The 22,503-nt window shown below is 70.8% G+C and carries 22 protein-coding genes and 2 pseudogenes; 6 read left to right on the forward strand and 18 right to left on the reverse strand.

The genetic code is table 11. The features are described 5' to 3' along the window. The 3 genes from AX737_RS29530 to AX737_RS29540 form a co-directional block, all read right to left on the reverse strand. The coding region (locus AX737_RS29530) for a cation-translocating P-type ATPase (protein WP_066927585.1) at window positions 1-1,929 on the reverse strand (1,929 nt) is incomplete at its 3' end. Between the two features lie 258 nt (window positions 1,930-2,187). Next, window positions 2,188-2,814 carry a DsbA family protein gene (locus AX737_RS29535; RefSeq protein WP_012752966.1) on the reverse strand — a complete coding sequence of 209 codons (627 nt, stop codon included), beginning with the start codon at window positions 2,812-2,814 and terminating at the stop codon, window positions 2,188-2,190. An 85-nt stretch (window positions 2,815-2,899) separates the two neighbouring features. Then, window positions 2,900-3,661, reverse strand: coding sequence for a DsbA family protein (locus AX737_RS29540; RefSeq protein WP_012752965.1), 762 nt, complete (start codon window positions 3,659-3,661; stop codon window positions 2,900-2,902). Between the two features lie 335 nt (window positions 3,662-3,996). Here AX737_RS29540 and mog point away from each other — a divergent pair, with 335 nt between their 5' ends. After that, window positions 3,997-4,536, forward strand: a complete 540-nt coding sequence (gene mog, locus AX737_RS29545; RefSeq protein WP_009864996.1) for a molybdopterin adenylyltransferase — start codon at window positions 3,997-3,999, stop codon at window positions 4,534-4,536. A 507-nt stretch (window positions 4,537-5,043) separates the two neighbouring features. On the opposite strand, the gene merA is transcribed toward mog, so the two are convergent. From merA to AX737_RS29565, 5 genes and pseudogenes are all read right to left on the reverse strand, one after another. Next, window positions 5,044-6,483, reverse strand: coding sequence for a mercury(II) reductase (gene merA, locus AX737_RS29550; RefSeq protein ID WP_066927588.1), 1,440 nt, complete (start codon window positions 6,481-6,483; stop codon window positions 5,044-5,046). A gap of 269 nt (window positions 6,484-6,752) precedes the next feature. Next, complete coding sequence (locus tag AX737_RS29555) at window positions 6,753-7,091, reverse strand: cation transporter (protein ID WP_012752962.1); 339 nt, start codon at window positions 7,089-7,091, stop codon at window positions 6,753-6,755. Window positions 7,092-7,120: 29 nt separating this feature from the next. Then, window positions 7,121-7,525, reverse strand: a complete 405-nt coding sequence (locus tag AX737_RS29560) for a mercuric transporter MerT family protein (RefSeq protein ID WP_009865694.1) — start codon at window positions 7,523-7,525, stop codon at window positions 7,121-7,123. Window positions 7,526-7,690: 165 nt separating this feature from the next. Beyond that, a pseudogene (gene hisI, locus AX737_RS32725) lies at window positions 7,691-8,044 on the reverse strand (phosphoribosyl-AMP cyclohydrolase); the annotation flags it as partial. 85 nt (window positions 8,045-8,129) lie between these two features. Further along, a complete protein-coding gene (locus tag AX737_RS29565) occupies window positions 8,130-9,215 on the reverse strand; it encodes a hypothetical protein (protein WP_012752961.1) in 1,086 nt (361 codons plus the stop codon). Window positions 9,216-9,278: 63 nt separating this feature from the next. Between AX737_RS29565 and AX737_RS29570 the strand changes: the two genes are divergently transcribed. After that, window positions 9,279-9,713: a helix-turn-helix domain-containing protein gene (locus tag AX737_RS29570; RefSeq protein ID WP_012752960.1), complete on the forward strand. Its 435-nt coding sequence runs from the start codon at window positions 9,279-9,281 to the stop codon at window positions 9,711-9,713. Window positions 9,714-10,445: 732 nt separating this feature from the next. Further along, on the forward strand, window positions 10,446-11,804 hold the full coding sequence (locus AX737_RS29575) for an NAD(P)/FAD-dependent oxidoreductase (protein WP_012752959.1): 1,359 nt from the start codon (window positions 10,446-10,448) through the stop codon (window positions 11,802-11,804). Window positions 11,805-12,570: 766 nt separating this feature from the next. On the opposite strand, the gene AX737_RS29580 is transcribed toward AX737_RS29575, so the two are convergent. From AX737_RS29580 to AX737_RS32735, 9 genes and pseudogenes are all read right to left on the reverse strand, one after another. Next, window positions 12,571-13,782: an MFS transporter gene (locus AX737_RS29580; protein WP_012752957.1), complete on the reverse strand. Its 1,212-nt coding sequence runs from the start codon at window positions 13,780-13,782 to the stop codon at window positions 12,571-12,573. Then, window positions 13,779-14,018: a heavy-metal-associated domain-containing protein gene (locus AX737_RS29585; RefSeq protein WP_012752956.1), complete on the reverse strand. Its 240-nt coding sequence runs from the start codon at window positions 14,016-14,018 to the stop codon at window positions 13,779-13,781. Before AX737_RS29585 ends, AX737_RS29580 begins: the two co-directional genes overlap by 4 nt. A gap of 14 nt (window positions 14,019-14,032) precedes the next feature. Continuing rightward, entirely contained in the window at window positions 14,033-14,713 is a 681-nt protein-coding gene (locus tag AX737_RS29590; RefSeq protein WP_009866213.1) for a cytochrome c biogenesis protein CcdA, read from the reverse strand. Further along, the gene (locus tag AX737_RS32730; RefSeq protein ID WP_012752955.1) at window positions 14,710-15,054 is read right to left on the reverse strand and encodes a heavy metal-associated domain-containing protein; all 345 of its coding nucleotides are present in this window, start codon (window positions 15,052-15,054) and stop codon (window positions 14,710-14,712) included. The genes AX737_RS29590 and AX737_RS32730 overlap by 4 nt, the downstream gene beginning before the upstream one ends. Further along, window positions 15,051-17,513 carry a cation-translocating P-type ATPase gene (locus tag AX737_RS29600; protein WP_012752954.1) on the reverse strand — a complete coding sequence of 821 codons (2,463 nt, stop codon included), beginning with the start codon at window positions 17,511-17,513 and terminating at the stop codon, window positions 15,051-15,053. Before AX737_RS29600 ends, AX737_RS32730 begins: the two co-directional genes overlap by 4 nt. A gap of 33 nt (window positions 17,514-17,546) precedes the next feature. Further along, complete coding sequence (locus tag AX737_RS29605) at window positions 17,547-17,768, reverse strand: heavy metal-associated domain-containing protein (protein ID WP_043766175.1); 222 nt, start codon at window positions 17,766-17,768, stop codon at window positions 17,547-17,549. Continuing rightward, window positions 17,765-18,217, reverse strand: a complete 453-nt coding sequence (locus AX737_RS29610; RefSeq protein WP_009866299.1) for a MerR family DNA-binding protein — start codon at window positions 18,215-18,217, stop codon at window positions 17,765-17,767. Before AX737_RS29610 ends, AX737_RS29605 begins: the two co-directional genes overlap by 4 nt. A 195-nt stretch (window positions 18,218-18,412) precedes the next feature. Further along, a pseudogene (locus AX737_RS38485) lies at window positions 18,413-19,625 on the reverse strand (type II restriction endonuclease). Between the two features lie 162 nt (window positions 19,626-19,787). Further along, window positions 19,788-20,018 (reverse strand): DUF1289 domain-containing protein, encoded by a 231-nt coding sequence (locus AX737_RS32735; protein ID WP_012752952.1) that lies wholly within the window; start codon window positions 20,016-20,018, stop codon window positions 19,788-19,790. Between the two features lie 44 nt (window positions 20,019-20,062). On the opposite strand from AX737_RS32735, the gene AX737_RS29620 reads away from it, so the two are divergent. The 3 genes from AX737_RS29620 (at window position 20,063) to AX737_RS29630 (ending at window position 21,890) form a co-directional block, all read left to right on the forward strand. Beyond that, complete coding sequence (locus AX737_RS29620; RefSeq protein WP_009866592.1) at window positions 20,063-20,341, forward strand: metal/formaldehyde-sensitive transcriptional repressor; 279 nt, start codon at window positions 20,063-20,065, stop codon at window positions 20,339-20,341. 14 nt (window positions 20,342-20,355) lie between these two features. Continuing rightward, window positions 20,356-21,474 carry a nickel/cobalt efflux transporter gene (locus tag AX737_RS29625; protein WP_066927594.1) on the forward strand — a complete coding sequence of 373 codons (1,119 nt, stop codon included), beginning with the start codon at window positions 20,356-20,358 and terminating at the stop codon, window positions 21,472-21,474. Window positions 21,475-21,686: 212 nt separating this feature from the next. Next, on the forward strand, window positions 21,687-21,890 hold the full coding sequence (locus AX737_RS29630; RefSeq protein WP_009865907.1) for a hypothetical protein: 204 nt from the start codon (window positions 21,687-21,689) through the stop codon (window positions 21,888-21,890). A gap of 393 nt (window positions 21,891-22,283) precedes the next feature. On the opposite strand, the gene AX737_RS35155 is transcribed toward AX737_RS29630, so the two are convergent. Continuing rightward, a partial coding sequence (locus AX737_RS35155) for a hypothetical protein (RefSeq protein ID WP_210173144.1) occupies window positions 22,284-22,503 on the reverse strand: 220 nt, incomplete at its 5' end.

Below are 22,503 nucleotides of genomic sequence, written 5' to 3' on the forward strand. Positions count from 1 at the left end.
CCCGCCTCTTACGTCCGAGGTCCGGCGCGCGGCGGCTGCCAGCGTCGGCGGCAGGAGGCCGGACGCCGCGAGGCTGAGGCCGGTCAGGTTGTAGACGACCGTGAAGCCGAGGTTGAACCGCACGGCCCTCATGGTGCGCCGCGCGATGCGGACCACCTCGGGCACGAGGGTCCAATCCTCGCGCATGAGCGCGACATGCGAGGCCTCCAGGGCGACGCCGCTGCCCGCGGCGCCCATCGCGATGCCGACGTCGGCCTGGGCCAGCGCCGGTGCGTCGTTGACGCCGTCGCCGATCATCACGACGACGTGCCCGCGGCTCTGGTACTCCTTGACGACCGCGATCTTCTCCTCCGGCAACAGGTCGGCGCGGTAACCCAGGCCGAGCGGTCCGGCGAGCGCAGCGGCGGTGCGAGCGTTGTCGCCCGTCACCAGCTCGAAATGCCGGATGCCGAGCGCCCGCAGCGCGGCGAGGGCGGCCGGCACCGCGGGCCGCTCGGTGTCCGTCGCCGCCAGAACCCCGACAGGGCTGCCATCGCAGGCCACGACCACGAGCGTCTTGCCCGCCGCTTCCAGATCGGCCATCCGCGGCGGTATGTTAAATCCTTCCGGCAGCAGGCGTCTGCCGCCCACGGTGACCGTCGCGCCCGCGATACGCGCCCGCACGCCGTGGCCGGGCATGGCCTCGAAGTGCTCGGGCTCAGCCGGACAGAGCTGGCGTTCGGCCGCCGCCGCTCGCACCGCCTCGGCCAGGGGATGTTCGGAGTAGCGTTCCGCGCCCGCCGCCATCCTCAGCAACCGCTCCTCGCCCGGAGCGCCCGATCCATCGAACGGCACGACGTCCGTGATCCGAGGCCGGCCGAACGTCAGCGTGCCGGTCTTGTCGAGCAGCACCACGTCGGCCCTGGCGAGAGCCTCCAGGTAGCGCCCACCCTTGATCAGGAGACCGCGCCGGGCGGCGCTGCCGATCGACGCGATCATGGCGACGGGCGTGGCCAGCGCGAACGAACAGGAGCAGGCCACCATCAGCACCGCCGCGGTCGCGAGCGCGTTTCCACTCACGAAGAAGGTGGCGGTCGCGACGGCGATGACGACGGGCAAGTACCAGGTCGCGAACGTGTCCGCGATGCGCTGCACGTCGGCGCGGTGTCGGTCGGCCTCCTCGACCATCTTGATGACCCGGCCGAAGGTCGTGTCGACGCCGATGGCGGTCGCTCGGACACGCAGGGCGCCGAGTTGAGCGAAGCTCGCCGCGAAGACGCGCGCGCCGGGGCCCGCTTCGACCGGCATCGACTCGCCGGTGATCGAGGCCTGGTTCACGGTGGCCTGTCCGGCGATGACCTCGCCGTCGACGGGAACCTTCTCGCCCGGGCGCACGACCACGGTCTCGCCGATCCGCACCTCGGCGACCGGCACTTCGATCTCGGACCCGTGGCGCTCGACCCGGGCTTTTTCGGGAGCGAGGCTGGTCAACTCCCTGACGGCGCGGCGTGCGCGCTCGGCGGTGAAATGCTCGACGTAATCGGCGAGCCGCATGAAGAACACGACGATGATCGCGGCCGGCCAAGCGCCCGTGAGCACGGCGGCGCCGAGGCCGACCGTCATGAGGGTGTGCGAGGTCACCCGCCGCCTGAACGCGGCGCGCAGGACGGAACGGAAGATCGGGTAGCCGCCGAGGAGGACCGCCGCGAGCCAGAGCGGCCATGCGACAAACCCGGACAGCCGGTCCAGGAGACCGGACCATTCGGCGAAGACCACGAACCCGACGACAGCCCCCAGGGTCGCGCCGAAGGCGGCGAGCAGACCGGCCGAGAAGCTGGCCATCGTGTTCTGCAGCGCAGGGTCGCGCGCGGCCGAAACGGCGCCGCAGCCGTCGCCGCACCCGCATGCCGGGGCGTCGGCGGCGTCGTGGCCCGGTCGTTCGCTCAGCATGGCTCGGCCTCCGCGCGCGGGGCCGGTATCGGGGCGACACCCCGTGCGGTGCCGGCCGGCCCTGCTTCCGGCAAGCGCAGCGCGACCGCGCCGCCCGGGTCGCGCAGGTCCCGCGGCCGGGCGCTCGGATCCGGTGTCGCCGTGCGGTGCGTCACACCCGCGTGTTTCTGGGCGCCGATGCGGCGGGCAGGGGTATTCGGGGCCATTCACGAAACCGTGCGGAGGGGTGGGGACGAGCGCCCGGACGGGTTCGCCCCCTCAGGAACCGAGCATGGGGGCGATGATTTTTTCGATGTCCTCCATCGAAAGGTTCCCAGCGTACCTTTGTCCGTTGATGAAAAAAGTCGGCGTTGAACTCACCTTGAAGGTCTCGGTGGCGCGCCGCCTCACGGCGCTGACCGACGCGTATAACTTCTGATCTTTGAGGCAGGACTCGAATTTTTCTTGTTGAAACCCAGCTTGCCGCAGGATCGCCTGCAGATCGTCCAGGGGCTTGGCAGTGAAAGCCCAGTCCTTCTGATGATCGAAGAGTAGATCGGTGACCGGGTAATAGCTTGCATGGCCCTTGCAGCGGGCCAGCATGAATCCGGCGGTCGCCAGGGGGTCCAGCGGAAACTCGCGCAGGATGAAGCGCACCTTCCCCGTGTCGATGTAGCGCCGCTTCAGCTCCGGGTACGTCTCTCGGTGAAATGCCGCACAATGGCCGCATGTCAGGGACGCGTATTCGACAATCGTCACCCTGGCGTCCGGCGACCCGAGCACGACATCCCCGAGCGGCCCCGCCTCGGCGAGTTCCCGGGCCGATACGTTTTGTGCAAGGGCCGGCTTCACGGTTGCCGAGGCCGAGGCTATCAACAGCAGCCGAAGTGCTCCGCGTCGGTTCATCGCAATTCGCTTCCTCGGCAGATGCTTGGATGCGGCTCGCCCGGTCTGCGGAATGGGGCCTGGCGGGCGCTGGGATGCATGACGGTCAGCACGAAGCCCTGTCGCATTCGCGGATGTTCGCGATGGCCCGCTGCAGCGCTTCGACGCCCACCGCGCCCGCGATGATGCCGTCGTTGAGGACGAACGCCGGGGTCCCCGTTATGCCGAGCTGGTCGGCCAGGGCGGCATTCTCCCGGAGCACGGTCGCGACCGCCTCGTCCTGCATGTCCTTCCGCAGCTTCCCGGGATCGAGCCCGAAGTCCTTGGCGACCGCGAGGGCGCGTTCCCCATCGGCGCGGCCTCGCGTTTCCATCAGCTTGTCATGGAACTCTCGGAGCTTGCCTGCGGGCAGTCCCCGCTTCGCGGCGATTGCGACGCGGCTGGCGTCGGTCGAGGCCGCCCCGAGAACCGGGAACTCCTTGAGGACCACCCGCAGCTTCGGATCGCTCTTGACCAGGGCGTCCACATCGCTTCTCGCCTTTCGACAGTACGGGCAATTGTAATCGAAAAACTCCACGAGCGTGACGTCGCCGGCCGGATTGCCGATAACGTAATCGTTTGCGGAGTTGACCAGCTTACCGCGCGCTTCGCGCAGTGCGACAGCTTGTGTCGCCTTCTGCGCCTCCTGCTGGCGGCGCTCAAGCTCGGTCAAGGCCTCCTGAACCACGTCCGGGTTCTTCAGCAGATACTCCCTGATGACCGCTTCGATGGCCGGCCGCTGCTCCGCGCTCAGGATGCCGGACTGACCCTGAGCGACGGCCGGAGCGGAGGCGAGCAACCCGATGAGGGCGAGGCGAAACGGGATCATGAGTGCCGAATGGCTCCTTCCGACCGGCCCCGACCGAGGGGCTTGCGGTACCGATCATCTCATCATATTGCCATGTGCTGATATGTCTGGCAAGCGCCTGGCTCGGGCGGCGCGCCGGCACACCCCGGCCGCGCGATCCTGGGGTGTCAGGCCGTCCTATGCGGAGATCCCGAAACGCGATGTCACGTTCAACGACGGCGACGGTGATACCGCAGGGGCGGCGCCGTTCACGCGGACGGAAGCACCGGAGCCATGGAGCGGTACCCTCGCGCCCGACCAGCGGCTCGCCTGCGTGACGAGGCTCTGCCGCACCTGAAGTTTGGAGACGGCCTCTCATGACCCCATCGGCCCGCCCGGCGCGGATCGGCATTCTGACGGTCTCGGACCGTGCGAGCTCAGGCGGCTACGCGGACGCGAGCGGGCCGGCCATGCATGCCGTCCTGGCGGAAATCCTCGCCTCTCCCTGGGAGGCGGTCGCGCGCACCGTGCCGGACGGCGTCGAGAGCGTGCGTGACGCCCTGATCCGGCTCGTGGACGACGCGCACTGTGACCTGGTCCTGACCACCGGCGGGACGGGGCCGGCGCCCCGCGACCTCACCCCCGAGGGTACCGAGGCCGCCTGCGACAGGATGATGCCCGGCTTCGGCGAACTGATGCGGCGGCGCGGCCTGGATCAGGTGCCGACCGCCATCCTGTCGCGGCAGACGGCGGGCCTGCGCGGCAAGGCGCTGATCGTGAACTGTCCCGGGCGTCCCTCGTCCATCCGCGTCAGCCTGCTCGCCGTATTCCCGGCCATCCCGTATTGCCTGGACCTGATCGGGGCAGCGCGTATCGAGACGGATCCGGCCGTGGTGCAGGCGTTCCGGCCGACTTAACCCGCCGGAGACCGCCCGGTCTGCCACGGTTCTCCCCTCTCCTTGCGATGGCGGCATCGATGGCGCAGAGGGCATTGAGGGACTGCCCACCGAGCAAGGCCCGGTGGCCTGTCGCGACGCGTGAGAACGGGTACGCGTACCGGATGACCGCCGTCGCGGGCTCCAGGCCGATCAGGTCCCGCCGCCGCAAGCGTCCCAGGCGGGCTCGCGCATGATCCTCGGCGACGCCCACCGTGGCGGCGATGGCGCCAGGGTGGACGTCCCCGTGCCGCGTAGAGGCGGCGGACGGCGCGCCAGAGCCGATCCTCATCGGCCTCCAGCGGACGCGCTTACGCCTCGATCAAGCTGGACCGCGCAGCCGTCGCCGGGCGAGCGCGGCCCGCGCGCCAGGCGAGACAGCGGCCGACCATTCCGGGCGGAGCACGCCCGGCCTGATCTCGACGGCAGAACGCTGCGGTCTCGCCTGCAGGTCGGAAGACATCCCCCTGCGGATCCTGGGCATCCCGGTTAACCGGCGCAGCAGGACAATTTCCTGACGTCCCTGTCGAAGGTCTGGGCCGCGAGCTTGAGACCCTCGACGGTGGTCAGGTATGGGAAGATCGTCTCCGCGAGCGCGTCGATGGTCAGCCCGCCGCGGATGGCCATCGCCGCCGTCTGGATGCTGTCCGCGCCCTCGGGGGCCAGGATATGCGCTCCCAACAGCTGCCGGGTCGCGCGATCCGCCACGAGCTTGATCAGCCCGCGCGTGTCGCGCGCCGCGAGCGCGCGGGGCACGTTGTCGAGCGTGAGCACCGAGGTGCGCACGTCGTACCCGGCCGCCCGGGCCTGCACCTCGGTGAGGCCGACGCTTCCGACCTGAGGGTCGGTGAACACCACGGCCGGCATCGCCCTGTTGTCGTAGCGCAGGCTGTCGCCGTTGAGGGCGTTCTTGGCGGCCAGTTTCGCGCCGTAGGCCGCCATGTAGACGAACTGGTCCTTCCCGGTGACGTCGCCGGCAGCGTAGATGCCCGGCTTCGAGGTGCGCATGCGGTCGTCGACCACGATGGCGCCCGTCGGCGTCTGGGCGACACCCGCGTCGGCGAGACCGAGGTCCTCGGTATTCGCGGTGCGCCCGGTCGCCGCCAGGATCCGCTTGGCCGTGACGGTCTCCCGGCGGCCGTCCCGCCAGAACGTAAGGCTCACGCCACCCTCCGTCCTGTCCACGGCCTCGTAGGACAGGCCGCCCAGAACGGCGATGCCTTCGCCGGCCAGATAGCCGGCGAGGGCCTCCCCGATCTCCGGCTCCGCCGCGGGCAGGAGCCGGCTGCGGCAGACGAGCGTCACGGCGACCCCGACCCGCGCGAAGGTCTGCGCAAGCTCCGCGCCGATGTAGCCGCCGCCGAGGACGATCATCGAGCGCGGAAGTTCGGTGAGGGCAAGCGCCGCGGTGCTGTCGAGGGGCGAGGCGTCGGCAAGGCCGGGAATGTTCGGCATGGCCGGGCGCGTGCCCGTGGCGATGAGGATGCGATTCGCCGCGAAATGCCGGCCCCCTGCCTCGACCCCGCCGGCGACGAGGCGCGCGCGACCCTCGTGGTAGGACACGTTGTTGTAGGCCGGCAGGAGGTCCGCGTACTTCGCCTGGCGCAGGCCCTGCACCAGGGCGTCCTTCTGGGCGACCTGGGCGCGCCAGTCGGTCACCCGAGCCTGGGCCTGGATGCCCGCGAACCGGCCGCCCGCGGTGTTGGCATGGTGCACGGTCTCCGCGGCCCGGATCAGGGCCTTCGAGGGGACGCAGCCCACGTTCACGCAGCTGCCGCCCAACGTGCCGTGCCCGATGAGGGCGACCTGTGCGCCCTGCTCGGCGGCCGTGATCGCGGCCGAGAACCCGGCCGAACCGGCGCCGACGACGACGAGGTCGTAGGGGCCGCTGCCGTTGTTCCCGCGCGGGGTGCTGCAGCAATCGCTCATGATCTCAGCTTCCGTGTGTGTTCGTCCGCGCCGCGGCACTCGGATGCCGCCGGACGCGTGGAGGTGTTGAACCGATCGGGCTTGATCCCGGCTGAGCTGCCCAGGACGAGGATTGGCGGGACCGGGACACCGTCGGCCCCGGTGGCCCCGGCCGCGAGACCGCCCGATCCTGGGACGGCCACCGGGATGGGCGTCGCGCGCCAGGGCGCGGCCGGGCAGGCGCCGGCTCGAAGGAGATGGCGGTCGCCAGAATGATGTCCCGGGCCTCGTCAGCGCGCCTGAGCGGGGCTGCCGGTGATGTCGGCGGCCGCGTTCCTCACCTCCTTCACGGAGGACGGGTACCCGGCGTTGGTGGCCGCCCCGGACAGGGCCTCGGCCGTGACCTTGTCGTCGTCGAAGGTCACGGTGGCCGTGGCCGTGCCGCCACGTTCGACGACCGTGACCTGGGTCACCCCGTCGAGGCGCGACAACGTCTTCTTGACGATGGGCGCGCAGGTGACGCAGCTCACGTTCTGGACGTCGAGAATGGCCGTGCGCGGGGCGGCGAAGGCGCCACCGGCCGGCGCCAGGACCGATCCGGCGATGAGGGCGCGAAGCAAGATCTTCATAGTGATCTCCTGGGTAAGGACGGTGAGGGTCAGACGAACAGGGGGGCGGTGTAGGGGAAGGTCACGGCCGCCAGGACGAGTGCGGCGGCAATCCACAGCCCGATCCTGGCGAGACGGCCCGAGCCGGGCCGCGCGCACGCGCCGGCATCCGCGCAGGCCGCCGGCCGGCGGTAGGCCCGCCAGAACCCGAAGCCAAGGAACGCCACCGCCGCGGCGATGAAGACGGGCTGGTAGCGCGCGAGCGCGGTCAGGTTGCCGATCCAGGCCCCGCTGACGCCGAGGCTGAAGAGTGCGAGGGGCAGGATGCAGCAGGAGGAGGCTCCGAGCGCGGCGAGGATGCCGCCGACGGCAGCGATCCTCTGCCCGTCCCCTTCGGCCTCGCTGCGCGGTGCGACCGTGCTCTCGCATGGAGCCGTGCCAACCAACTTGTCCATGTGGGATCCTTTCGATGTCCGGATTGTGCAACCTGTAGCGACTACAGGTGCAAGCGCTGATTTGGGCCGTTCACGTGTTCCTCGCTCCGGCCTCGGGACGGCTCTGCGGGCTGCCCCGGTGGGATCGGGTCCAGGATGAGGGATCGGCCCGTCCGGCCCGGTCACCACGCGACGGTAGAAGCAGCTGGAGCGGCCGGTGTGACAGGACCCTGCTCGACCGGCCAGGCGAACCCTCAGCCAGATCGCGTCCTGGCCGCAGTCCACCCGGATCTCCTGGACGTGTTGGACCTGCCCGCTCGTCGCGCCCCTGTGCCAGAGGCGCTGCCGGGACCGGCTCCAGAACCACGCCTCACCGGTCTCGATGCTCCTGTGGAGCGCGGCGGCCTTCATCCAGGCCAGCATCAGGACGGCGCCGGAGCCCGCGTCGGTGGCAACGGCCGGAAGCAGCCCGGCGCCGCCGAAGCGTGGCAATAGCGCGGCGCATTCCTCGCGGGCGATGGTCTCGCCAGAGTGGAACATGCGTCGCCCTCGGTCTTGCCCGTGCCGGGTCGCCGCCGGCGGACCTGCGGCCCCGTCCACGACCCGGCGAAGACCCGAGAGTCGCTCACCGGTTGCCGCCCTCGGGCCGGTGACGCCCGATCCCGTTCGAGCGGGCGAGGGCGAACCAGACGGCGCCGTCCGGATCGACTGCGATCCCGTTCGGTGCCTTGAGGCCGCCCAGACCGATCTCGCTGAGCCGTCCGCCCGGGGACAGACGGCTGAGCCGTCCGCCACAATGCTGCGTCACCCACAGCGCGTCGCTGCTGGCCGCGATGCCGCAGGGAGACCTCGTGCCCGTACAACGGGCAGGGTGGCCGTCCTCGGAAACGGAACCAGGCGCGCACGATGCGAGCGTAAACTCGGTCACGCTGCCGTCTGTCGTGATCCGACCGATGGCATCCGCCGCAGCCTCGGTGAACCACAGGGCGCCGTCCGGACCGGAAACGATATTTTGCGGGGCGCTATCTGGGGTCGGCAGCGGGAACTCCGCAACCTGGCCGGCCGGTGTGATCCGGCCGACCGTGTTGCTGTTGAAGCCCGTGAACCAGAGATTGCCGTCGGGCCCGAGCGTGATGCCGTAAGGCGTCAGGGTCTTGGCGAGGCTGAACTCGCTCATCCTCCCCTCGGCCGTGATGCGGCCGATCCGGTTCGTGCCCGACAGCGTGAACCACAGGGCACCGTCGGGCCCCGTCGTGAGGCCGAACGGGTAGCTCTCGGGCGTCGGGACCGGATATTCCGTGATCACGCCCGCAGGCGTGATGCGCCCGATCTTGTTGCCGCGGTTCTGCGTGAACCACAGGGCGCCGTCCGGACCGGCCACGATCGCCTGTGGGCGGCTGTCTTGGGTCGGGATGGGGTATTCGGTCAGTTCGCCGTCGGGAGCGAGCCGCCCGATCCTGTTGCCCTGCTTCTCCGTGAACCAGATGGTGCCACCGGGTCCGACGGCCACGCTTTCCGGGTAGCTGTCGGGGATCGGGAGCGCGAAGAGCCCCACGTCGCCGGCGTGCGCCGGGCCGGTCAGGGCCAGGACGACCGGAAGGCTCCCGAGGCGCAGCGGCCGGAGGCGGAAGCGCGAGATTTCGTCGATCACACTCCGGGCATGCCTGCGCAAGGCCTGGGGGACGCGGGCAATCAAGGAGAATTTCAACACGGCTTTCCCTCCCACCTTGGAGGGGCTAGCATCTGTAGCGACTACAGGTTCAAGGAGATTTGCATGGGCATCGTTCCTGCGTCGCGCGGACGCGCTGCCCTGACCATCGGGGCGCTTTCTGAGGGAACCGGCGTCAACATCGAGACGATCCGGTATTACGAGAAGGTCAAGCTCCTGCCGGCACCGCCCCGGACGGCCGGGAACCAGCGGATCTACGATCGAGCTCACCGGCAGAGGTTGACCTTCATCCGCCGGGCCCGCGAGCTCGGGTTCAGCGTCGAGGACATCCGGGCGCTGCTGACGCTCGTCGACCGCCACGCGGTCACCTGCGGGGAAGTCCAGGGCGTCGCCGACCGCCAACTGATCGCGGTGCGGGCGAAGATCGCCGACCTCCGGCGGATGGAGCGCGTCCTGAAGGACATGACCGCGGCCTGTATCGGCGGCCTCGTACCCGACTGTCCGATCATGGAGACGCTGTTCCAGGACGAGGACTCGTGACGCCTGCATCCGCCGGCCGTATGCTTCGGGCACGCGGCCGGCGGCTTCCCGCCGCCTCAGGTGGCCGACGGCCTGCTCCACACGTGACCGCCAGCAGCGAGCGCGCTCAAACCGGCACCCTCCGAGGCCGGCCGATAGGTTCGCGGGCAGACGCCGCCGAGCCTGTTCGACAATCCAGACCGAACTTCGCATTCACCTCTGGCCGATACGGAACCGAAGAAACTTCCGGCCCGGCGGAAACCTGAAGCTGCTCCAGGTTTGTTGACCATCGTGCGTGCGGCCATCGGCCCATCTTCTGTCGCCGGTCGGGTCAGACGCGGGCTCGTCCGAGGCACCAAGCCGAGCCGGGGCCCGCTTGCGCCTGTCTGGCTGCCGACCTGTTCGGGGAGGTTCCATGCTGTCCGCTCGCGGCCCTTCGCGTGAGGTGGGCAATATCCCGGAACCGGCGCGAGCGCGGGAGTCGCCACCTTCCTCGCCTTCGCCGCGCTTGCCCTCGTCCGCTGTGGCTTGCCCATCCATCCATCTTCCGTCCGACGTGCCACTGGCCTCCGTGGCTCCGTACGAACCGGCGGCCGCAGGTGCCCTTGCAGCGCTCGGGCGGGTCGGCTTCGGCTGACACCTCCGACGGTGCTGCGCCACCTGCGCGCGCAATGCGGGCCGTCCCGGCAGGGCTCGCGACCGAAGAGGAGCTGCCGGTGAGCAGGACATCCCTCGCAAGTCTGGGTGAACGAGATGGCTGGAAGCTACGACTTGATCATCATCGGCAGTGGCACGGCGGCCATGGTCGCGAGCAATCGGGCCTCGGCCGCCGGCCGTAAGGTCGCAGTGACCGACTTCCGGCCCTTCGGCGGCACCTGCGCCCTGCGCGGATGCGACCCCAAGAAGATGCTGGTGACCGGCGCCCAGGTGATGGACGACATCCGCCGCATGCGCACCCGCGGGGTGGTCGCGCCCGAGGCTCGGATGTCCTGGCCGGAGCTCATGGCGTTCAAGCGCACCTTCACGGCCCCGATCCCGGAGAAGCAGGCGAGGAACTACGCCGGGAAGGGCATCGACGCCTTTCACGGCCAAGCCCGCTTCGTGGGTCGGAACGCGGTCGCGATCGCGGGCGAGGGCGTTTGCGAGGCGCGGCACATCCTGATCGCGGCCGGAGCCCGCCCAGCGCCGCTCCCCTTTCCCGGCGCCGAGCACCTCGTCACCAACGAGGAGTTCCTGGAGCTTGAGGAGCTCCCGCCTCGTATCATCCTGGTCGGGGGTGGCTACATCGCGGCCGAGTTCTCGCACATCGCGGCCCGGGCGGGCGCGAGCGTCGCGATCCTGCAGCGTGGCGAGCGCCTCCTGACCCAGTTCGACCCCGAGCTCGTCGGTTGGCTCATGGAGAGCTTCCACGAGGCGGGGATCGACGTGCGGACGCGGCGCGCCGTCGTGCGGGTCGAGAAGGCGGGGCACGGGTACACGGTCCTGACGCGGTCCGAGACCGGCGCCGAGGAGGCGATGGAGGCCGACCTCGTGGTCCACGCCGCGGGCCGAATCCCGGATCTGGAGCCGCTGCAGCTCGATGCCGCCGGCGTCGCGCGGGACGAGCGCGGGCATCTCAGGCTCAACGCGTTCCTGCAGAGCCCATCGAACCCTGCCGTCTACGCCGCAGGCGACGCCGCCCGGACGGGGCCGCCCCTCACGCCGGTATCGAGCCACGACGCCAAGGTTGCCGTGCGGAACATGATCGAGGGCAATCAGTACCGGCCTGACTATCGCGGCGTCCCGAGCGTCGCCTTCACTATCCCCCCGATCGCGAGCGTCGGGCTGAGCGAGGCAGAGGCGCGGCAGAGGAACTTGAGGTTCCGCCTGCGGAGCCAGAGGGTGTCCGGCTGGTACACGGCCCGGCGCGTCGCCGAGCCCACCTACGGCTTCAAGGTTCTGGTCGACGAGGACACCGACCGCGTGCTCGGTGCGCACTTGGTCGGCCCCCACGTCGATGAGGTCATCAACATCTTCGGCCTGGCGATCCGGCATGGTCTCACGGCCGAAGACCTGAAAACGACGATGTTCGCCTACCCAACCGGAGCATCCGACATCGGATACATGCTCTGAACGGCTGCGTTCTCGACGAGCAGGTGAAGGCAGGCGGCCTCGGAGAGCGGGGGCGTGGCTTGCACCCGGCTGCGCCGTCGCAGCCGGACGGAGTCCCGCGGCGCCGCCTTCGTGACAGGCACGTCCACGTCGCTGATCGTCGACGAGGCCGCGACACCCGCCCCTGGGGCTTCGCCTCGCCCGGCCGAGAGTCCCCGACGCTCGCGCAGGTCCGCGGCTTGGCAAACCAGCGCGTGTACGGCGCAGCGGCAGCGAGGATGGCGGAGCCGCTCCAGCGCTTCCAGGGGCTCTGCACCGGGGCCCTCCTGCACGGTACGCTCCTGCTCCGCTTGCGCAGCGGGACTCGGTGCACCCGAGCGGCCCGCCGGCGCCGGTTGGGCCGTCCGCGGTCACCTCAAACTGGGCTGGTGGGCCGTCCCGGCCTTAAGAGGTGTCGAATGCGGGGCACGGCTCCGCTCCGACGCGTTCCGCCTCAGAGACCCTGCCGCCCCGGGACGAGAACGGACCGTCGAGGCTCAATGCGGCTGCCTCGATCGACTTCCATACGTCGGGGAAGCGCGTCCCGTGCCCTGCTCGTCCGCGAAGCCAAGGCATGCCTCGGCCACGCAGGCCGATGCCGACGACGGGTCGGCCGCGCCGGCGAGGGCCTCCAGGGCGCGCATGAGGTGCTCGGCCGCGTCGCGATGTCCCTCGCGGCGCGCCTGCCGGAATGCGGAGAGGATGACGGTGTCGAGGGTATCCTCCTCGAATTCGGGTGTTGGCGTGCTCAGGGGCGTCCTCCTTCGACGGACGGCGTCTCGGGCCTGAAGAGACGCACGGCAGTTGCGGCCAGCGCCAGTTCCGCCGCCGCGAACAGCGCGAGCGTCGTCCCGAACCCGAAGCGGAGCAATCCGCCGAAGAGCAGGCTTCCCAGCCCGAACCCGGTGAACAGCAGGCAGACGTTGAGCCCCATGGCCTGCCCCGGACGTTGGCCCCCGAGCGCGGTGACGACGCCGGCGAGCAGCGGCTGGGTCATGTCGTAGCCGAGCGACAGGACCGTTACCGCCGCCGCAGCCAGGAGAAGCGGCGCGTCGAGGGTCAGAGCTGCCGCCGCGAAGGCCCCCAGGAGCAGCCCGACCGGGAGCAGGCGGCCGCGCCCTCGCCGGTCCGCGATGCGGCCGATGACAGGCCCCAGGAGGAAGCCCGGGATGCCGTAGCCGAGGAGCGCAAGGCCGACCCCGACGGGACCGAGCCCGTATCGCTGCTCGAAGTACAGGCCGAGCCAGGTGAACACGCCGGAGTGGAACATCGAGTTGAGCAGGACGAAGCTATAGGTGCGGCGTCCGCGTGGGATGAGCAGGAGGTCGCGATAGCCGCGGAACAGGTCGGGCAGCCGTGTCCCGATCGCCGTGGCGCCCGGGATGATCCCCCGTGACGGCGCAAGGACGAGCAGGAGCGCGCCCCCGGCGGCGCCGACGGTCAGGAAGAGGCCGCGCCATCCGGCGACCGGTTCGAGCAGGGCGCCGAAGGTCGACCCGAAAGCCATGCCGCCGGCCATGGCGCCGAACAGCCATCCCAAGGGGCGCCCGCGTCGTTCGTAGGGGAAGAGCCGGCCCACGAGAACGAGGCCGAGGGGGACGACCCCGCTCGCCCCCAGGCCGGTCAGGAAGCGCCACGTGGCGAGTTGCCCGACCGAGCTCGCCGTGGCTGTCAGGGCCGTCAGCGCAGCGAAGGCGGCCAGGGAACCCGCCATGACGCGCCAGACGCCGAGGCGGTCCGCCAGCAGCCCGTAGACCAGCGTCGCCGCGCCGTACGGAATCAAATAGGCCGGAACGATGAGCCCGACACGCTCGGGCAAGACGCCGAACCCCTGCGCCAACTGCGGCAGGACCGGCGCGACCATGAACGCCTGAAAGAAGATCACGAACGCCGCTGCCGCGAGCACGCGGAGGAGGCGCTCGCGGTCAGCCTCCGCGGGTTCCGCCGTTCCGGGGATCATGCCTGTACCTCGGCGCCGTCGAACCCGCCATTGGCGAGCGCCGACCGGATCTCCGCGGGTCCGACGCGGGACGGCTCGAAGCGAACGGCGACGTGCTTACGCCAGGCGCTGGCCCTCGCCTGCCGGACACCCGGAATGGCCATCAGCAGGTCACGGACCGTCTCGGCGCAGCCGTCGCATAACATGGTTGGCACGGAGAGGGTGACCTCCGTCAGAAAGGCGGTTTCGTCGCTCATGAGGTCTCCGGGGTTCAGAGCAGGTCCGCGTAGACCCGCGCGTAGTAGGCGCTGACCAGTAGGAGGGCGGCGCCGCTGAGGAGCTGCAGGGCTCGGCCCCAGACGCCGAGGCGGGCCAGGCGGGTGACCGCGCTCCCGGCCGCACCGGCGGCGAGGAAGGGCAGGCCCCGACCGAGGCCGAAGGCGAGGGCGAGGACGACGCCGCGCCCGTCCCGACCCTCCGCGGCCGCCACCGTGAGCAGCAGCAACAGCGGCGCGGCCGAGGTGCCGACGCTGAACACCACGCCGTAGGCGAAGGCGCCGAGCAGGCCGGGGTGGCGCCAGGCCGTCAGCGCTCGGGTGCGCAGGCGCGGCCACCAGAAGGCGAGCAGCGCCGCCGCGAGCGAGACGCCGGCCATGAGCAGGGCCCAGCTCCGGCCGAACGCCTCCGTCGCGAGCGCGCCGAGATGTCCCACCGCGGAGCCGAGGGCGGCGAGGCTCAGGACGATTCCGGCGAAGAAGGACCCGGCCACCTGCAGGCCGGCGCGGCGGGACCCCGCCTCCGAGGCCCCGGCGACGCTGGCCAAGCCGAGCCCGACCGGCAGGGTGCAGGGGCAGACCGCGCTGGCCAGGACCCCGGCAAGGAACGCGATCCAGAGGGCGGCCGGCCCGCCGGCGCCGGTCGCCAGGGGCCGGACGAGATGTTCGAGCGTCACGGCGCCACCACGGGAGGACCGGGGGTGTAGCCGAGGCCCGCGACGGCCGTCCGCACGCGACCGAGCAGGAGGGGTCGGCCGGCGGCGTAGGTGACGCGGAGCGTGCGGCCGACGAAATCGATCTCCGCGTCGGTCACCCCGTCCACCTTCCGGACCGCACGCTTGATCGAGGCGGCGCAGGAGAGGCAGACCATGCCTTCCACCGGGAGGGTCGCGACCTTCAGATCGGAGCCGCGGCGTGACGTGGCCGGCGTGTCCTCTTGGGCCCGAACAGGCCCCACCGGTCCCAGGAGGAGAGCTGCCAGTGCGGCCGCCCCGCTCGAAGAAATCAGGAACCTCATCGCCGACCTCCTTCGATGGCGAGCCCGTTCGTCCCGGGCAGGCTGCCGACGCTCGTGATCGCCCCCAGGAACAGTCCGGGCTGGCCCCAGAGGGAATTGAGGAAGATCGCGGTGACGCTCACCGCCATGGCGACCATGGCCCAGATCGGGTTGATGAGGCCGGTCGCGGCGATCGGGATGCCGAGGCCGTTGAAGGCGAAGGCGAGCCAGACGTTCTGGAGCATCTTGGCGTAGCTGCGCCGGCTGATGCGGCGGGCGAGCGGCAGCGCGGCCAGGCGGTTCGACAGGATGATGATGTCGGCGGCCTCGATGGCGATGTCGGTGCCCCCGCCCATGGCGATGCCGACATCGGCCTGCATCAGGGCGGGCGCGTCGTTGATGCCGTCGCCGACCATCGCGACCTTGGCCGTCGCCTGGAGGCGCCGCACGGTCTCCGCCTTGCCGTCGGGCATCACCCCCGCGTGGACCTCGTCGATGCCCGCCTCGGCGGCAATCCGGCGGGCGGCCCGCTCGTTGTCACCGGTGAGCAGGACCGTCCTCACGCCCTCAGCCCGCAAGGCCGCGACCGCCTGCGCCGCGTCGGACCGCAGGCTGTCGTCGAGCGCGAGCAGACCCAGCAGGCGATGGTCCCGGCTGACCACGATGACGGTGCGCCCGGCCCCCTCCAGGGTCAGGATGCGCGCTGAAGCGGGCGCGAGATCGATGCCGTGGCCGGCGAGGAAGGCCGGGCTGCCGACCAGGACGTTGCCCGCCTCGGTCTGGGCGACGATGCCCTTGCCCGGGACGGCCTCGAACGAGGTCACGTCCGGGGGCACGGCGCCGCGAGCGAACGCGGCCTTGACCACCGCCTGCGCGAGCGGGTGCTCGGACGAGGCCTCGGCCGCGGCGGCAACGGCGACGAGATCGGCCTCGCTCCCGGAGAACGCCTCGACCTCGCGGACCGCGGGCCGGCCCTCGGTGAGGGTCCCGGTCTTATCGAAGACGACGGTGTCAACGAGGCGATAGCCCTGGAAGGCCTCGCCGGTCCGCATCAGGATGCCGTGCTCGGCGGCTTCGCCGGACCCCCGCACGATGGAGAGCGGTGCCGAGATCCCGACGGCGCAGGGATAGCCCATGACCAGGACGCTCAAGCCCGCGAACACGGCCCGCTCGATGTCGGGTTCGCCGCCCGCCAACCACGAACCGGCGAGCCAGCCGACGAAGGCCAGCGCGGCCACCGCGAGCACGGTCGGGGTGTAGACCTGCAGGACGCGGTCGACGAGGTGGAGCAGGCCAGGCTTGAGGGCGCGGGCGTCCTCGACCTCGCGCACCACCTTCTGCAGGAAGCTGCCGGCCCCCACCGCGGTTACCCGCACCAGCAGGGTGCCGGTGCCGTTGATCGAGCCGCCGATGACGGCGTCGCCCTCCGCGCGCTCGACCGGGATCGGCTCGCCGGTGACGAGGGCCTGGTCGACGGCGGAGCGGCCGCCCGCGACCGTGCCGTCGACGGGCACGCGCTCCCCGGGGCGGATGCGGACGAGGTCGCCGACTGCGACCGCGTCCAGCGGCACATCCCGCTCCTGGCCGTCCCGGACCACGCGGGCGGTCTCCGGCTGGAGGTCGAGGAGCCGCTTCACGGCCTGGGAGCTGCGCGTCTTGACGATGAGGGACAGCCACTCGGAGAAGATGTGGTAGGTCGCGACCATGACCGAGACGGCGAAGAACGGGGCCGTCGGGTAGTCCGGCCGGTCGAGAACCAGCCCGATGACGCCGCCGAGCATGCCCGCGAAGGCGCCGATTTCCAGCAGCACGTGCTGGTTCAGGATGCCGCGGCGGAGGGCCTGGACGGCCATGTGCAGGATGTGGCGCCCAACCCCGAAGACGAGCACGACCGCGAGCGCGGCGACGAGCCAGGGAGCGGAGGCCGTTAGGTAGCCCTGGAGGTTCAGGTAGAGCAGGCCGAGTGCCAGGACTGCGAGACCGGTGGTGCTGGCGGCCGCGGCGAGGAGGCTGGTCTTCCGCAGGACGAGGAAGACCATCGCGCCGAGGCTGAGGCAGACCAGGGCGGGTAGGAAGCCGATCCAGCCGAGGGTGGGATCCGCGATGATGGGAATGGAGGCGACGCTCAGGGCGACCGCCACGACGAAGCGGCGGCTCTCGCGCACGAGATCGCGCTCCTCCTCCTCGTAGGGCCGGACCTTGCGCGGGTCGGAGATGGTGTAGCCGATGTCGCGCAGGATCCCCAGCAGCGCCGCCGGCCGCGCGACCGCCGGGTCGTACTCGACGAGGGCCTGCTCGTGGGTCAGGCTGACCGCCACCTTGTCGACGCCGGGCTGGCTGCCCAGAGCCTTCTCGATGGTTCCGGTGCAGAGCGAGCAGTGCAGGCCGCCGATCCGGGCACGGATGCGCGCCCGGTCGGGCCGGCTCGCCGGCTCCTCGCTCCACAGGGAAAAGTCGGTGTCGAGGGTTGCTGCGGCCATCGGTCCGTCTCCAGGAATGTCCAGCCGGCCGGATCAGGCCGAAGTACGGGCCACGACCTGGAAGCCGCGCTTCTCGATCAGCTCGACGAGGCGGTCCTCGCTGGTGGTCGCCGGGTCGTAGAGGGCGCGGACGCGTCCCTCGTCGAAGGAGACGTCGATGCCGCGGACGCCGGGATGAGCCTCCAACAGAGAGCCGACCGAGGCGGAGCAGGCGGCGCACCGCCAGCCTTCGACCTTCAGGGTGACCGTCCTCATGGCGTCTTCCTCTTTCTCGGCGCGCCGCATCGGCACGCCGCCGGTGCCGGCGGTGCCTCGTCGAGGGCTTCCAGGATGGTGCAGCCACCCAGCCCGCCGTGGCCCGGGCACGAGGCGACCACGGCCTCCAGGGCGGCGCGGACGCGCAGGAGTTCGGCGATCCTCGCGTCCACCTCGGCGATCTTGTGCCGGGCCCGGGCCCGCACGTCGCCGCAGTCGGCCTGCGGGTCGGCGCGCAGGGCGAGGAGCTCCTGCGCCTCCTTGAGGGAGAACCCGATCCTCTGGGCCTGCCGGATGAAGCGGATGCGGGCGATCACCTCGGGCGGGTAGGTCCGATAGCCGGCCCCCTTGGCCGGCTGCGCGATCAAGCCCTGGCGCTCGTAGAACCGGATGGTCTCGACGCCGACGCCGGCCTCCCGCGCCGCCTTCCCGATGGTCGGATCCCGCATGTGCTGCCCCGGCATCACCAACGCCCCGTGAGCCTAAGGTCCGTACCGTAGTACGGGGTCAAGGGCGTTTTACGAGGGAAGTCTTTGGGCTCTCGCTCCCGGTTATCCTCCGTGGTTTCCGGAAGGGGCGGCCCATGGGCTCGGTCTGCCGCCGGGCGGCGGCCCGAGATGCCTCAGGGATAGGCTCGCACCGCGTCATCGTGCGATGCGGACGGGGCGGGCAATGGCCTCGCGGGTCCCGCGCAATTCGCTGGAGGGCAGGTAACGCGGGTCGAGGTCGCCCACGCGCGAGAACGCCGGCCCGGCGAACTGGGCGCGCACGTCGTCCCCGCGGTTGTCCCGAGCCACCCGGAAGAAGTTGCGCGCGGTCCCGCCCTCGACGCCGAGGGCGAGGTCGAGCATGCGCACGATGCCGGAATAGATGCTCGTGGTGCGTGCGACCTCGAAGGCCGCCGCGACGTCGCCGCCCGCCTTGCCCAGCCAGAGCACGTCGATGAGTTGCACCGTCTCGGCCGAGCCGCTCGCGGTCAGGCGTTCGGGCAGGCGGTTGAGGCAGCCGCCCGACAGGCGGCCGGGGCCGTAGGGACGGCCGGCGTCGTTCGAGGCGATCCAGACGTCGAAGCCGAGGGCCAGGCCGAGGTCCCGCAGCCAGCCCTGGATCTCGGTGTGGGTGTGGTCCGCCTTGCTCGCGGCCTGCGCCCGCACCCGGTCGAGGTCCGCCCGCCGGCGGGCCAGGGCCGCGGCCCCCGTCGCGCTCGGGCAGCGGCCGGACCCGACGTCGAACAGGAAGCCGGCGACGCCCCCGTCATCGTTCGAGAGGAGCGTCCGGTGGCTGGCGTTGAGGGCGACGATCCCCCGGGCCCATGGCGAGGGACTCGTCCCACTTGCCGAGTGTCGCGTTGGCCCCGGTCAGCGCGTTGTAGCCCTTCACGATGGCCGTGTTGAACGGGCTCACCCAGGTCGGGTGCAGGAAGTAGAGCAGGTTCGCCGCCGCCGGGCCGAGGCTCGTGATCCCCGCCTGGTCGAGCGCTTGGATGGCCGCGAGCACCTGCGCCTCGGCGGTGCCGCGCAGGCAGGCGTCGAGGAAGCGCCCGAAGGCGACCTGGTTGGCGCCGTCCTCGTGGATGTCCGGGATGCGCAGCTTCGGCTTCCAGAGGAAGGCGTGGTCGGCGCCGTGGAAGACCTGGCGCTGCTCTGCGATCGCGTGGGCCCCCGTCTCCAGTCACGAGCCGCGGTAGGCGTTGCCGAAGGTGTCGGCCCGGATCTCCTCGACCACGGCCTGGAGGCGGCGTCGGATCGCGCGGAAGTTCTCGATGCGCTCCTCCCACAGGGACCAGGTCCGGTGGGAGCCGCCCGGGTCGTCGCGCCAGGCCCGGATGCGGTTCCCGATCCAGGCCGCGTCAGGCAGGGAGGGTTCGGTCGGTCCCGGTCTCGTCCATCACCTGCATCGGCGCGGCATACCCGTCCTTCGCATCCGGATGGGAGCGTACCATCCCGCCTTCGGGAACGCTGTCATCGGCAAGGCTCACGCGGGCAGTGTGGTCGGTCGCGTCGAAGGCGGCGCGCTCGGTCAGGGCGCGGCCCCCTCCCCGCTGGCCTGCCGGACTCGGCGCGGCAATTCGCGCGCGAGCGCCGTGCGCCGACAGGGCGTCATCTTACGCCATGCCCTGATCTCCGAACTGGTCCGGCCGCAGCCGACGCACCAGCCCGACCGGCCATCGAACCGGCAGACGCCGGTGCAGGGATCCTTCTCCGTCACGGCACGCCCTCCCTCGCCCGCAACGGGCTTCTCGCTCGACATACATAGGGTAGCCCCCTATATTACGAAGCGAAGGGAGCCGACCCATGTCCCACACCGTCAAGGACAAGACCAAGCTTCTGGCGCGCGTGCGCCGGATCAAGGGGCAGGCCGAGGCCGTCGAGCGCGCCCTGGAGGCGGAGATCGGCTGCACCGACGTGCTGATGCTGGTCGCCTCGATGCGGGGCGCCATCAACGGGCTGACCGCCGAGCTGATGGAGGACCACATCCGCCATCACGTCGTCGACCCCGCTCGCGAGCCCGACCCGGAGCGTGCCAAGGGCGCGGCCGAGCTCATCGAGGTCGTCCGGACCTATCTGAAGTAGGAGGGCGACCCGTCATGGTCCCGTTTCCCGAATTGCTGCAGCAGGGGACCGCGCACGCCTGGCTGTTCGTGCCGAGCGCGATCCTGCTCGGCGCCCTGCACGGCCTGGAGCCCGGCCACTCCAAGACGATGATGGCCGCCTTCATCATCGCGGTCCGCGGCACCGTCCTGCAGGCGGTCCTGCTGGGCTTGGCGGCGACGCTCTCGCACACGGCGGTCGTCTGGGTGATCGCGCTCGGCGGCCAGTACCTGGGGCAGGCGTGGGGCGGCGAGGCGTCCGAGCCGTACTTCCAGCTCGCCTCGGCCGTCCTCATCGTCGGCATCGCGCTCTGGATGGCGTGGCGCACCTGGCGCGAGCAGCACCACGACCACCACCACGACGCCGAGGGCCACGGCATCATGGCCCGCGATGGCGTCTTCCAGCTGGAGGTCATCGAGGACGGCGTGCCGCCGCGCTGGCGCCTGAGCCGGGTCAAGGGCGTGCTGCCCCCGGCCCAGCGCGTCACCCTTGAGACGGTCCGACCCGACGGTGCCCGCCAGGCATTCTCGTTCGCGAGTGGGGGCGACTTCCTGGAGAGCATGGAGGAGATCCCGGAGCCGCATGCCTTCAGGGCACGGCTGCACCTCGATGGGTCCGCCGGGGCGGAGATCCACGAGGTCGCGTTCGAGGAGCACGGCCACGCACACGACCACCTGAACCTGGGCGACGAGGACGACGCACACGCCCGGGCGCACGCCGAGGCCATCCGGCGACGGTTCGGGGGCCGCACCGTGACCACCGGTCAGATCGTGCTGTTCGGCCTGACGGGCGGCCTGATCCCGTGCCCGGCCGCCATCACGGTGCTGCTGCTCTGCATCCAGCTCAAGCAGTTCAGCCTCGGCTTAGCGCTCGTCGTGTGCTTCAGCATCGGGCTGGCGCTCACGATGGTGTCGGCCGGAATCCTGGCCGCGCTCAGCGTGAGGCACGTGGCGAACCGCTGGTCGGGCTTCGACGCCTTCGCCCGGCGGGCCCCCTACGCCTCCGCGGCTCTGATCGTCCTGGTCGGCCTCTACACGGGCTGGCTCGGCTGGGAGGGCATCCGGCACGGCCACCAGGAGCCTGCGACGACGATTGCCGTGTGGGCGCCGGCCTGACGGGCGCCGCGGCCCTTGACCTTCCCACCAGGGGAAGCCCCATCTGCGTAGGACGCCACCGACGGGAGGGCGTCATGGTCCGCTACAGGGTCGAGAAAATGGGCTGCGGCGGCTGCGCCCGGACCGTCATACACGTCGTGACCGATATCCGATTTTGACGAAACCGTTCGATTCGATTCACAATCGGTCGATTGCGATTCTGGCGAAACACCATGGCAAATCCCGACCGCACCTACTTGGTTTACGCAACGAACACGGACGGCCACGAGGTTTGCGCAGGCGAATACGCGGCCAAGTGCGCAGATCATGCGATCAACCTGGCCAAGGCAGCCGGGTACGGCGGCACCATGGTCGCGCAGCCCTCGCCGGGTCAGCTCGTTCGCGACCATTACCGGAAGGACAAGGGGCGCGGCTGAGACTATCGCTGGACCGGTTCGGCCCCGACCTGGCCAGGCGGCGCGACCGCGCTCATGCGACGCCTCAGCGAACTCGGTGGAAAGCCCGGCTTGCGCGGCTTTCTTCGGGTGGCGCGTCTTTTCGAGGGAAAGCCATCAATTGTGGTTTTCACCTCCTGTCCCGGAAAAGCCTGTTGACCTTCCCACTATGGGAAGCCCCATCTGAGCGGGACGCCACCGAGGGGAGAGCGTCATGGCCCGATACAGGGTCTCGGAACCGGGTTGCGGCTGCGACCAGGCCGTCACGCGCCGTCCTCGGCGTCGAGTCCGGGGCTCGGGTCAATGCCGACCTGCGGGCCAAACGCGTGACGGGTTCGGGCGCCGGCGGCCTCGCCGACCGCATCGCCCAGGCCATCACGGCCGCCGGCTACCCGGCCGAGCCGTTGCCCGCGGCACCTTGAAACGCCGCCGCGGCAACCAAACCTGCACGCCGGCATTCACGTCCCTGACGACATAGTCCCGCCACTGGAAACGGTGTAAGCAGCCCTCATGAGCCCCGACCGGCAAATCGTGCGCCTGATGGCGGCGATGATCCTCGCGATCATCGCCTACGTCGCGCCGTCCGCCGTCCAGG

Origin of the sequence: Methylobacterium sp. CCH5-D2, assembly GCF_001556475.1 — a bacterium.
Classification (GTDB): Bacteria; Pseudomonadota; Alphaproteobacteria; order Rhizobiales; family Beijerinckiaceae; genus Methylobacterium; species Methylobacterium hispanicum.